The organism is Bacillus sp. FDAARGOS_527, assembly GCF_003812125.1.
In the GTDB taxonomy this organism is placed as follows: Bacteria; Bacillota; Bacilli; order Bacillales; family Bacillaceae_G; genus Bacillus_A; species Bacillus_A paranthracis.
In genome coordinates this window covers 4,700,001-4,711,394 of record NZ_CP033795.1, presented here as the reverse complement: position 1 = coordinate 4,711,394, position 11,394 = coordinate 4,700,001, and the positions used below count along the sequence as shown (strand labels likewise).

At 38.7% G+C, this 11,394-nt stretch carries 8 protein-coding genes, 9 tRNA genes and 2 rRNA genes (1 of these 19 cut by a window edge); all 19 read right to left on the bottom strand.

Going from position 1 to position 11,394, the window contains the following annotated elements; all coding sequences use genetic code 11:
* Nucleotides 1-290: 290 nt before the first annotated feature.
* Nucleotides 291-1,100, bottom strand: coding sequence for an alpha/beta fold hydrolase (locus EGX95_RS27285; RefSeq protein ID WP_000029419.1), 810 nt, complete (start codon nt 1,098-1,100; stop codon nt 291-293).
* 363 nt (nt 1,101-1,463) lie between these two features.
* Nucleotides 1,464-3,266 (bottom strand): glutamine--fructose-6-phosphate transaminase (isomerizing), encoded by a 1,803-nt coding sequence (gene glmS, locus EGX95_RS27280; RefSeq protein WP_000334168.1) that lies wholly within the window; start codon nt 3,264-3,266, stop codon nt 1,464-1,466.
* Between the two features lie 12 nt (nt 3,267-3,278).
* Nucleotides 3,279-3,464 carry a hypothetical protein gene (locus tag EGX95_RS27275; RefSeq protein ID WP_001208183.1) on the bottom strand — a complete coding sequence of 62 codons (186 nt, stop codon included), beginning with the start codon at nt 3,462-3,464 and terminating at the stop codon, nt 3,279-3,281.
* 286 nt (nt 3,465-3,750) lie between these two features.
* Nucleotides 3,751-5,097: a phosphoglucosamine mutase gene (gene glmM / locus EGX95_RS27270; RefSeq protein ID WP_000521474.1), complete on the bottom strand. Its 1,347-nt coding sequence runs from the start codon at nt 5,095-5,097 to the stop codon at nt 3,751-3,753.
* Nucleotides 5,090-6,577: a CdaR family protein gene (locus tag EGX95_RS27265; RefSeq protein ID WP_000359580.1), complete on the bottom strand. Its 1,488-nt coding sequence runs from the start codon at nt 6,575-6,577 to the stop codon at nt 5,090-5,092. The genes glmM and EGX95_RS27265 overlap by 8 nt, the downstream gene beginning before the upstream one ends.
* The gene (gene cdaA, locus EGX95_RS27260) at nt 6,570-7,391 is read right to left on the bottom strand and encodes a diadenylate cyclase CdaA (RefSeq protein WP_001115701.1); all 822 of its coding nucleotides are present in this window, start codon (nt 7,389-7,391) and stop codon (nt 6,570-6,572) included. The genes EGX95_RS27265 and cdaA overlap by 8 nt, the downstream gene beginning before the upstream one ends.
* A gap of 249 nt (nt 7,392-7,640) precedes the next feature.
* Entirely contained in the window at nt 7,641-8,534 is an 894-nt protein-coding gene (gene rocF / locus EGX95_RS27255; protein ID WP_063246623.1) for an arginase, read from the bottom strand.
* Between the two features lie 209 nt (nt 8,535-8,743).
* Complete coding sequence (locus EGX95_RS27250; protein ID WP_000869573.1) at nt 8,744-9,889, bottom strand: glycerate kinase; 1,146 nt, start codon at nt 9,887-9,889, stop codon at nt 8,744-8,746.
* Nucleotides 9,890-10,005: 116 nt separating this feature from the next.
* Nucleotides 10,006-10,078, bottom strand: a tRNA-Ala gene (locus tag EGX95_RS27245).
* A gap of 10 nt (nt 10,079-10,088) precedes the next feature.
* Nucleotides 10,089-10,160 (bottom strand) — tRNA-Gly (locus EGX95_RS27240).
* 5 nt (nt 10,161-10,165) lie between these two features.
* Nucleotides 10,166-10,241: transfer RNA gene (locus tag EGX95_RS27235), tRNA-Lys, on the bottom strand.
* Nucleotides 10,242-10,246: 5 nt separating this feature from the next.
* Nucleotides 10,247-10,321, bottom strand: a tRNA-Gln gene (locus tag EGX95_RS27230).
* Between the two features lie 65 nt (nt 10,322-10,386).
* Nucleotides 10,387-10,470: transfer RNA gene (locus EGX95_RS27225), tRNA-Tyr, on the bottom strand.
* Nucleotides 10,471-10,487: 17 nt separating this feature from the next.
* A tRNA-Val gene (locus tag EGX95_RS27220) sits at nt 10,488-10,563 on the bottom strand.
* Nucleotides 10,564-10,568: 5 nt separating this feature from the next.
* Nucleotides 10,569-10,643 (bottom strand) — tRNA-Glu (locus tag EGX95_RS27215).
* A 24-nt stretch (nt 10,644-10,667) separates the two neighbouring features.
* Nucleotides 10,668-10,740: transfer RNA gene (locus EGX95_RS27210), tRNA-Thr, on the bottom strand.
* A gap of 4 nt (nt 10,741-10,744) precedes the next feature.
* Nucleotides 10,745-10,819, bottom strand: a tRNA-Asn gene (locus EGX95_RS27205).
* Nucleotides 10,820-10,828: 9 nt separating this feature from the next.
* Nucleotides 10,829-10,944: ribosomal RNA gene (gene rrf / locus EGX95_RS27200) — 5S ribosomal RNA — on the bottom strand.
* A gap of 86 nt (nt 10,945-11,030) precedes the next feature.
* Nucleotides 11,031-11,394: ribosomal RNA gene (locus tag EGX95_RS27195) — 23S ribosomal RNA — on the bottom strand (it continues 2,559 nt past the right edge of the window).

Here is an 11,394-nt window from a genome sequence, read left to right as displayed (position 1 = left end):
TAAACTAACAAATCAAGTCACCCCAAAACTATTATTGTTGATAAAGAAGATTTAGGAAATGGAAAACTAAACAAGTGGTATGAAAGACAAATAATTATAGAATCTATGTAAAAAGAAGCAGCTACCTTTAAATGGAGAGGTAGCTGCTTTTTTAGTTGTTCATATTCTGCTGATGCTTTGAAATTAATTTAGACATATAGACAAAACCCTAAATTACGTATTGTCTTGTAACTCCATGAATATCTATTCGCGCTATTGTGTTTATACACTGCTCATTGATAGTTTCCCGATTAATTCTCAATAACATCATGTAACCTCTCAGCAAACTCTTTATGATGCACTGTGTTATAACCCACATGATGTCCTGGAAACTCTGCCAATTCTGTTCCGAGGTGTTCTGCTAAGTTGAATGCGCAATGATAAGGAAAAGTTTCTCTTGAAATACTTCCACCAGCTGGACGTACCTGTATCGATGCAGGTTTTAATAGGGACTTTAATGCATCGATATTTAAAGTATAGCTGAGAATTCCCGGGATTTCATACTCAGTGAAATACATCGAATTGCCAAGTAGTCGCTCTGTTAGCATATCCTTCGATGGTTCGGAATTACTATCATCAATATTTGACAATAACTTCATGACCTCACTTTGATGATTCCCTTTAAGGTCTTCCATGAAATTTATAGCCTGCTTCAACTCATTTTCAGATAATAGTTGTAATAAAACCGGTTCGTGTGGAATTAGTAACTGTACCTGCTCAGGATGACGTATGTACAAATCAAGTCCGATAACAGCACCAGAACTACTTCCAAATACATAAGCCGGTTCTTTGGTCAGATTAGCTAGCAACCGATGAGCATCTTCGCTATGCGTGTGCACATGGTAATCCTCATTTTTATTGACGAGATTGCTACGGGAATGACCACGACGATCGTAAGTAACAACGGTATACCATTTAGCAAGATGGTCGGCGACATTATGGAACTTGTCGGCATCACCACCCCCACCATGAATCAAAAGAAGAATTGGACCCGAGCCACGCACCTCATAATAGATGCTTGCTCCAATTACTTGCAATGTTCCGTTTTTTACTATACTCATTTGTACATTCTTCCTTTCTTTTGTCATCTCCCTTAACATTACATGATTGGTGAATGATATAAAATGCAGGAAATAACTAAGAAACAAATTCACCATAAGAAAAAGCAATGTGTGGCTTTAAAATAAAGTTTGATTAAAAATATTGTGTTAAACCGTATTCTATGATGAATAAAAAGAAACCATTTTGAAAAAGTCTAATCAAAATGGTTTCTTATCCAACAGGTTTATGTTTATGTTTTATAAAAAAGTTTGATCATAGCTTATTTACAATTCTTTGATTAAAGAGATAAAGCATCGCACCTTTTTTATAAACGTCTTAACTTTATTTCAAAACTACACTATATTTACTAACCTACTAATCTCCTACTCAACCGTAACAGACTTAGCTAAGTTACGTGGCTTATCAACGTCACACTCGCGGTGAAGTGCTGCGTAGTATGAGATAAGTTGTAATGGAATAACTGCTACTAGCGGTGCTAGTGCTTCGTGTACAGCTGGTAATACGAAGCTGTCACCTTCCATTTCTAAGCCTTTCATTGAGATGATACATGGGTTAGCTCCGCGTGCTACTACTTCTTTCACGTTACCACGAATTCCAAGGTTTACGTGTTCTTGTGTAGCAAGTGCGATAACTGGTGTACCGTTTTCGATTAAGGCGATTGTACCGTGTTTTAATTCTCCTCCAGCAAATCCTTCTGCTTGGATGTAAGAGATTTCTTTTAGCTTTAACGCTCCTTCTAATCCTACGTAGAAGTCTACGCTACGTCCGATGAAGAAACAGTTACGAGTTGTTGCTAAAAATTGTTTTGCTAATGCGTCCATTTCTTCTTTTTGATCACAAAGTTGTACCATTGCATTTGCTACAAGTCCTAGTTCGTGTGTTAAGTCAAAACCAAGAACTTCACCTTTTGCTTTAGCAATATCTGCAGCTAAAATTGAAAGTACTGCAAGCTGTGCTGTGTAAGCTTTCGTTGATGCAACGGCGATTTCTGGTCCCGCGTATAACGGAAGTGTATAATCCGCTTCACGAGAAAGTGTAGAACCAGGTACGTTTGTAATTGTTAATGCTTTATGACCCATTTCATTTGTTTGTACAAGTACTGCACGGCTATCAGCTGTTTCACCACTTTGTGAAATGTAAATGAAGAATGGTCTTTCTGTTAATAATGGCATGTTATAAGAGAATTCACTTGCTACATGCACTTCAACTGGCATTTTTGCAAACTTCTCGATAAATTGTTTTCCAACAAGACCTGCATGATAACTTGTTCCACATGCAATGATGTAAATACGATCGCTATCTAAAATCGCATTGCGGATGTCTTGATCTAATTCAATCTCGCCATTTTCATCTTGGTACTTTTGAATTATATTACGGATAACAAGTGGTTGCTCATCGATTTCTTTAAGCATGAAATGAGGGTATGTTCCTTTTTCAATATCACTTGCGTCTAATTCCGCTGTAAACGGTGCACGTTCAATCGTTTCACCTTGTAAGTTTTTAATTGTAATACTTTCTTTCGTTACAATTACAATTTCTTTATCCATTAATTCAATAAATTGATCTGTAACTTGTAACATCGCCATAGCGTCGCTCGCCACAACATTAAAGTTGTCACCAACACCTACTAATAGCGGGCTTTTGTTTTTAGCAACATAAATCATGTTTGGATTTTCAGCATCAAGTAATCCGATTGCATAAGAGCCATGTAAAAGAGATAGCGTATTACGGAACGCTTCTTCTACACTTAGTCCTGTGCTCACTTGTTGTTCCATAAGCTGTACGATAACCTCTGTATCCGTTTCACTTACGAACGTTACATCTTGTAAATATTCCTTCTTCACTAACTCATAGTTTTCAATTACACCGTTATGAACTAGTGTAAAACGCTTTGATGTACTTTGATGCGGATGCGCGTTTACTTTGCTCGGAACACCATGTGTAGCCCAGCGTGTGTGACCGATCCCCACGCTTGTTGCTACGTTCTCATCTACGATTTCGCGAAGTTTTGCAATACGGCCTTTTTCTTTGTATACAACAACACCGTTCTCTGCTTGTACTGCAATACCTGCTGAATCATATCCACGATATTCTAGCTTTTCTAAACCTTTTAATAAAATTTCCTTTGCATCTTGCTCTCCAATAAATCCTACGATTCCACACATGTTTAGTCGCCGTTACAAATGCTTACACTGCTCTGCGAACATGTAACGACATAGTCCGATACCATTTTTATTTATACTAAAAAACGGATTACATATTGCTAGCCCTGTAAGCTTGTAACGGCTTTCACCTTCCTCTCGATTGGGTTTAAGTCCGTATATACTTATACAGCTAGTTTGTATCCGTTCCTTTTCTCTCATCACACTTTCACCTTTGTCCACTAAGTCACCTTAATGATTTAAGTAAAAGCTTGCGGTTGTGATGAACAACCGGGAGCCATCCGCCGAAATCTCGATAAACCCCACCTCGTCAACTACACTACTTGTAGTTCTGGCGCTTCTATAATTTACAATATTTCCTTTGAGAAAAAGAACAAGACCATCTTATAACAAACATGGATAAACCGTCAATGAAAATTTTTTCACCATCTATAAAACATATGAAAAAGGAGCACTTATTGTGCTCCTTTTCAATAAATTTATTAAATTATTCAGCGCCAACTTCCGCTTTCACAACTTCTACAATGCGATGTACATATGCATCACAAACTTCTTGTGTTGGTGCTTCTGCCATTACACGAATAAGTGGTTCTGTTCCAGATGGACGAACAAGAATGCGGCCATCACCATTCATTTCTTCCTCTACAACACGAATAATTTCTTTAATTTTTTCGTTTTCTAGTGCTAGTTTTTTATCTGTTACACGAACGTTTACTAGTAATTGCGGGAATTTTGTCATTTCTCCTGCAAGCTCAGATAATGGTTTTTTCGTCATTTTCATAATGTTTACAAGTTGAAGTGCACTTAACATTCCATCACCAGTTGTAATGTAATCAAGTAAGATAATATGGCCTGATTGTTCTCCACCTAAGTTGTAACCTCCGCGCTTCATTTCTTCCATTACGTAGCGGTCACCAACTGCTGTTTTATCACTTGTAATACCGTTAGCTTCAAGTGCTTTGTAGAAACCTAAGTTACTCATAACTGTTGAAACAACTGTATTATGCTTTAGTTGACCAGTTTCTTTCATGTACTTTGCACAAATAAACATAATTTGATCGCCATCAACAATGTTTCCTTTTTCATCTACAGCGATTAAACGGTCACCATCACCATCGAAAGCAAGACCAATATCAGCACCTTTTTCTTTTACTAATTCAGCTAATACTTCTGGATGCGTAGAACCTACTCCATCGTTAATGTTCATACCGTTTGGTGAAGTTCCCATTGTTGAAATATCAGCTTCTAAATCAGCAAATAAGTACGGAGCTAAAGAAGACGTAGCACCATGCGCACAATCTAAAGCGATATGTAAACCTGAGAAATCTTCCTCTACAGTTTGTTTAATGTATTGTAAATACTTTTGTCCACCTTCAAAATAATCACTCACTTGCCCAAGGTTCGTACCTGTTGGACGTGGTAATTCATCCACTTCTTTGTCTAATAAAGCTTCAATTTCTGCTTCTTGCTCATCTGTTAATTTAAAACCGTCTGAACCGAAGAATTTAATTCCGTTATCTTGTACTGGATTATGAGATGCAGAAATCATAACACCAGCTTGTGCATCTAACGCTTTCGTTAAATAAGCAACACCTGGTGTAGAAATAACACCAAGACGCATTACTTCTGCTCCAGTTGATAATAGACCTGCTACTAAAGCTCCTTCTAACATATGTCCTGATATACGTGTATCACGGCCGATAATTACTTTTGGACGGTCTGTATCTTTTGTTAATACATAACCACCAAAACGTCCAATTTTGAACGCTAATTCAGGTGTTAACTCCTTATTCGCAACCCCGCGTACTCCATCTGTACCAAAATATTTACCCATTATGATTCGCTCCTTTTTCTGGCTCTTTTTGATTATCTACTGTTGGCTCTTGGCTAGTTTCTTTATCTTTATTTTGTTCCGATTCCTTCTCCTTTTCCTTTTCCTTTTCTGGATCAGGCTTAGGTTCAGGTTCAGGATTTTTTGGTGTTTCAGTTTGATTATCTTTATTATTATTTGAATTTGGTTGCTCACCGTTACCCTGTACTTCTTTATCGGGATTTTCTTTCTTCACAATTGTAACTTTAGCACTTTTTTGTTTTGGCTCTATTGAAATATTACCAGGGCCACTCACTTGAATCGCAACATCCTTCGTCCCAGGAGACACATTTTGTAGATTAATCACTGCTGTTATTTGAGCAGCTGTTATTTTATCTACTATACTTGTTTCTCCTGAAATATCAACGCTTATCTTCCCATCTTGCGGCGAAAGTAACTGGGCCGTAACGTCTTTAGAAAGTCCATTTTTTTGAATTGATATACCATCAATCGTTCTTGTTTTCGTTTGTTTTGTTTTTTGTACGCCTACTGAAACCTTTACTTGATTTGGCTTCGCACTTGTTACACCCTTTGGTAATAAAACAGAGGTATCGAATGTTGTAGACTCTGTCAATTGACTAAGATCTACTTCGACCCCCTCTATCGATTGTATATTATCCAATATATCTTTTGAACCTGCTATCGTGACTTCTCTCGGCTCAACGCTAATATTTGTAACGGCCAATCCTTCCGGTAAACTCCCCTTTTTCGCATATGTTATAGGAACAGTTTTTTCAGTATTATTGGCCGTAGCTTGCGTCGCCACATTCAACGTTACACTAATTTTAGATGGACTTGTTCTTACATTTAAACGTTTTCCTTCTTTATTGTATAATGTAACTTCGGCTGTTTTTGTAACAGTTTTATTAACACCTTTTAAATCAACATACGCCTTAGCAGATGAAATACTTTCAATTTCTTCTTTCGTCCCAACTACCTCAACCGTATCAGGTTTAATGTTTGATTTTTCGAGAGTAGCACCAGCTGGCATTTGATCCTCATTTGATAATTTCAAGTCTACATGAACATATTTTCTCGCTTTTTCATGAAGAGTAATTTTAATTGTTGATGGCTGAACTGTTCCTTTCACATCATCTGGAAGTCCATTCGTTTTCAAAGAAACTTCATACGTTCCTTTTTCGCTACCTCTCAAATCAACTGGTATATCAAATTGTTTTTTCGCTTTTGCCGTAGCAACTGCTGCTTTTGGACCCTCTAACTTCACCTTAACGCCCTCTGCCGGAATACCACTTACAATATATTTCTCTTCATCATACTTAACGTTAATAGCATAATTAGTTAATGTTTCTTTCGCATCATTTGCAAAAGGTAGTATCCCCGATGTCGTATTTTTTTCAGTTAAAGTCGCTGACATAAAAAGCATACACGCCAATAGTAATGAGATCCCCTTTAAAAACCAATGATTCTCCATTAACTTATCCATGACGCTTTCTCCTCCAATTCCATAAAGACGAAGAAGTCGTTTTTTCGTTCGCACTAAATTCAGATAACAACATATCTTTCAGTTGTTCTGTCTTTAAATCACGATGCAACTTACCATTTTTCGTTAAAGAAATTTGGCCTGTTTCTTCCGACACAACTACTGTAATACTATCAGTAACTTCACTAACTCCCATTGCAGCGCGATGCCTAGTTCCTAACTCCTTAGAGATAAATGGACTTTCCGATAACGGAAGATAGCAAGCTGCTGCTTTAATGGTACTTCCTTGCATAATTACTGCTCCATCGTGAAGAGGTGTGTTTGGAATGAAAATATTAATGAGTAATTCCGATGATACGTTTGCATTTAGCGGAATACCCGTTTCTACATAATCACCCATACCGGTCTCTTTTGACAAAGTAATTAATGCACCAATTCTACGTTTTCCCATATATTCCGTTGCTTTCGCTATCGCTGTTGCAACCATTTCAGGCTCATCATCCTCATGAGTTCCAGTACGCGAAAATAAACTCCCGCGTCCTAGCTGCTCAAGCGCTCTTCGCAATTCTGGCTGAAAAATAATAATAACGGCTAAAAATCCCCACGTTAATACTTGTTCAGTTAGCCAATATAGCGTTCGCAATTCAAGGAAAATACTGATCATCCGAACGACAATAATAACTGTAATCCCTTTTAAAAGTTGAACAGCTTTCGTCCCTCGGATTATAAGAATTAGCTTATATATAATAAACCATACAACGGCAATATCTAATGCCGTACTAAGATATTTCAAAATGGTCGTATCTTCAAAAGGCATGCTAACCCTTCCTCCTACTTACGAGCAATTCTATCCATATATTGAAATATTATTTTATGCTCTATCTGTATGTATTTCCAACAACTAGTTAATTATACCATACATGAAACAAACGACAATTACAAACAACCCCCCTTTAGTCTAAATTGGTAAGATGTCAAACATTCTTATCGTACAGTATAATATAAATCATTATTATACGCCTATTTTCAAATAAAAAAAGCAACTTCTCAGTTGCTTTTCTTACATTTATTTTAGTTTTTCACCGAATAAAGAACCCATTAAAGCAACCGCTGTTGTTGCCGTTCTATTTCGCTCATCTAAAATCGTATTTACCTCAACAAACTCGGCAGATGTAACAATATCAGCTTCCGCTAACATCTCCATTGCTAAATGACTTTCACGATAAGATAAGCCACCAATTACAGGTGTTCCAACTCCTGGTGCATCATGAGGATCAAGACCATCTAAGTCTAATGATAAATGCACACCATCAGTATGAGATAAATACGCGATTGTTTCTTCCATAACAGCCGTCATACCCATACGATCAATCTCGTGCATTGAAAATACTTTAATACCTTCATTTCGAATAAAGTCTTTTTCTCCTTCATCTAATGCACGTGCACCGATAATTACAACATTCTCTTTTTTCACCTTTGGATATGCCCCGTATAAATCTACAAGCGTCGGATGTCCATACCCTAAACTTGCTGCAAGTGACATACCATGAATATTTCCAGATGGTGAAGTTTCTTCTGTATTTAAATCGCCATGTGCGTCATACCAAATAACACCTAGGTTTTTATAATGTTTCGCAACACCAGCTAATGTACCAATAGCGATACTATGATCTCCACCTAATACAAGTGGAAAACGTCCTTCTTCTATAATATGATCCACCTTACTTGCTAATTCGTTACATACAGTTGCAACTTGTGTAAGGTTTCTTAAGCTTGTATTTACATCTACTTCTTTTTCTCTCTCTATACATATATCTCCCATATCTTTAACATCATATCCAATTTTTTCAATTCTTTCAATTACACCTGCATAACGGATTGCGCTCGGTCCCATATCAACTCCACGACGCATCTGTCCTAAATCCATTGGAACTCCAATAACTGAGATTTCTTTTTTCATAGATAGTATCCCCCTTCTGTGCCTTCACTAAATATTTTAAATCTTTTATATAGTCTGACTCAACTCGACATTTTTCTGTATGGATATACAAACTATTCACTTATATTCGCTTTGAAATCCAAATTTTAAGACTATTCCATGTATAAAGTTAACTTAATGAAGCAACTACTATCATTATTATTAGATAACAATAAAAAACACTCCCCCATTTAGAAGTGTTTTTCTGATGCTATTTTCCACACTGCTGCAATATTCTTTGCTGTCATTTCGATATTATCTTCTGCTACTTTATATGCCTCCTCTAATGTCATCGGACTTGTTGTAATACTAAATACTGCATCAATTCCTTTTTCATGAACAGCCGAATAATTCGGAGATACCGATCCCCCAATAGCAATGACAGGAATATGAAAATGCTTTGCACGCTCCGCAACACCTACTGGGGCCTTTCCATATGCTGTTTGTTCATCTATTCTCCCTTCGCCAGTTATAATTAAATCTGCACCTTCTATATGCTTATCAAAATTTGTATAATCTAATACAATTTCAATTCCTCTCCGCAAGCTTCCCTTTAGCACTGCAATAACAGCTGCTCCCATACCTCCTGCAGCTCCTGCACCAGGTATTTTAGATACGTCGCAAAATAGGTATTGTTTAAGGATATGCGCATAATGCTTTAAGTTCTCATCCAGCTCTTTCATCATCTCTTCATCCGCACCCTTTTGTCGCCCAAATACGAAAGATGCTCCTCTTATTCCAACTAACGGATTATCTACATCACATGCTGCTTCTATCTTTATATGCTTTAAGCGTGAATCCATTTGTGAAAAATCAATAGAGACAATCGAATGTAACGTTCCACCAGACGGCTCTATTACTTCTCCTTTTCCATTTATAAACCTGACTCCTAAAGCTGACAACATACCCGCTCCTCCATCATTTGTAGCACTTCCTCCAAGTCCTAAAATGATACGCTCAGCTCCTTCGTCTAGCGCATGTAGTATAAGTTCTCCTGTTCCTTTCGTCGTCGTAATAAGTGGGTTTCGCTTTTTAGCCGGAACGTGTTGTAAGCCTGATGCTGCTGCCATTTCAATAAACGCTGTCTTTTTATCTTTAGACATACCGTAAAAGGCTTGTACGCTCTCTCTAAGCGGTCCTGTCACATGAAATGATATAATCCTCCCGCTTGTAGCATCAACAAGGGAATCGACCGTTCCTTCCCCTCCATCTCCAATTGGTATTTTTACGTACTCTGCTTTAGGAAAAATTGCTCCAAAACCTCTTTCAATAGCTTCACATACTTCTATAGCTTTTAAGCTTTCTTTATATGAATCAGATGCAATAACAACTTTCATAATTATCCCCCATCCTTTATTTTCACGTTTTCTCCATTTTAAATGACAAGTATGAAAGTTGTCTTTTCAAACACAAAAAAAGCTTACATCATATGATGTAAGCTTTCTCTATTAGATGGAGCCTAGCGGGATCGAACCGCTGACCTCCTGCGTGCAAGGCAGGCGCTCTCCCAGCTGAGCTAAGGCCCCTTAGTAATTAAGCGGAAGACGGGATTCGAACCCGCGACCCCAACCTTGGCAAGGTTGTATTCTACCACTGAACTACTTCCGCGAAAATGGTGAGCCATGAAGGACTCGAACCTTCGACCCTCTGATTAAAAGTCAGATGCTCTACCAACTGAGCTAATGGCTCGTAAATGGCTGGGCTAGCTGGATTCGAACCAGCGCATGACGGAGTCAAAGTCCGTTGCCTTACCGCTTGGCTATAGCCCATTAATATTTACTAGTATGGTTATCTTTTCAAAAAAATAAACCCTCTCAGGTTATTTTAAAGAAAATGGTGGAGGGGGGCAGATTCGAACTGCCGAACCCGAAGGAGCGGATTTACAGTCCGCCGCGTTTAGCCACTTCGCTACCCCTCCGACATTTAAAATATATATGGTGGAGGATGACGGGATCGAACCGCCGACCCCCTGCTTGTAAGGCAGGTGCTCTCCCAGCTGAGCTAATCCTCCAAAAGTGGTGACCCGTACGGGATTCGAACCCGTGTTACCGCCGTGAAAGGGCGGTGTCTTAACCACTTGACCAACGGGCCAAAAAAGTTTTAAACCTATTCCCAAGCTTCCAACCGGGCTTGAACCGGTGACCTCTTCCTTACCATGGAAGTGCTCTACCAGCTGAGCTATGGAAGCATAATGGCTCCGCAGGTAGGACTCGAACCTACGACCGATCGGTTAACAGCCGATAGCTCTACCACTGAGCTACTGCGGAATAATATAAGCCTGGCAACGTCCTACTCTCACAGGGACAAGGTCCCAACTACCATCGGCGCTAGAGAGCTTAACTTCCGTGTTCGGTATGGGAACGGGTGTGACCTCTCTGCCATCATTACCAGACTTTTATCATTATAAACATTTCTTTCGAAATGTCAAGAAGAAAATTATATATTCCTTCAAAACTAGATAACATTGCTACATATTATATGGTTAAGTCCTCGATCTATTAGTATTCGTCAGCTCCACATGTCACCATGCTTCCACCTCGAACCTATCAACCTGATCATCTTTCAGGGATCTTACTAGCTTACGCTATGGGAAATCTCATCTTGAGGGGGGCTTCATGCTTAGATGCTTTCAGCACTTATCCCTTCCGCACATAGCTACCCAGCTATGCCCTTGGCAGAACAACTGGTACACCAGCGGTGCGTCCATCCCGGTCCTCTCGTACTAAGGACAGCTCCTCTCAAATTTCCTACGCCCACGACGGATAGGGACCGAACTGTCTCACGACGTTCTGAACCCAGCTCGCGTACCGCTTTAATGGGCGAACAGCCCAACCCTTGGGAC

Bases quoted from the DNA above. Each gene is read 5' to 3' on its own strand.
- EGX95_RS27285 (WP_000029419.1), bottom strand. From the start codon at position 1,100: ATGAGTATAGTAAAAAACGGAACATTGCAAGTAATTGGAGCAAGCATC.
- glmS (WP_000334168.1), bottom strand. From the start codon at position 3,266: ATGTGTGGAATCGTAGGATTTATTGGAGAGCAAGATGCAAAGGAAATT.
- EGX95_RS27275 (WP_001208183.1), bottom strand. From the start codon at position 3,464: ATGAGAGAAAAGGAACGGATACAAACTAGCTGTATAAGTATATACGGA.
- glmM (WP_000521474.1), bottom strand. From the start codon at position 5,097: ATGGGTAAATATTTTGGTACAGATGGAGTACGCGGGGTTGCGAATAAG.
- EGX95_RS27265 (WP_000359580.1), bottom strand. From the start codon at position 6,577: ATGGATAAGTTAATGGAGAATCATTGGTTTTTAAAGGGGATCTCATTA.
- cdaA (WP_001115701.1), bottom strand. From the start codon at position 7,391: ATGCCTTTTGAAGATACGACCATTTTGAAATATCTTAGTACGGCATTA.
- rocF (WP_063246623.1), bottom strand. From the start codon at position 8,534: ATGAAAAAAGAAATCTCAGTTATTGGAGTTCCAATGGATTTAGGACAG.
- EGX95_RS27250 (WP_000869573.1), bottom strand. From the start codon at position 9,889: ATGAAAGTTGTTATTGCATCTGATTCATATAAAGAAAGCTTAAAAGCT.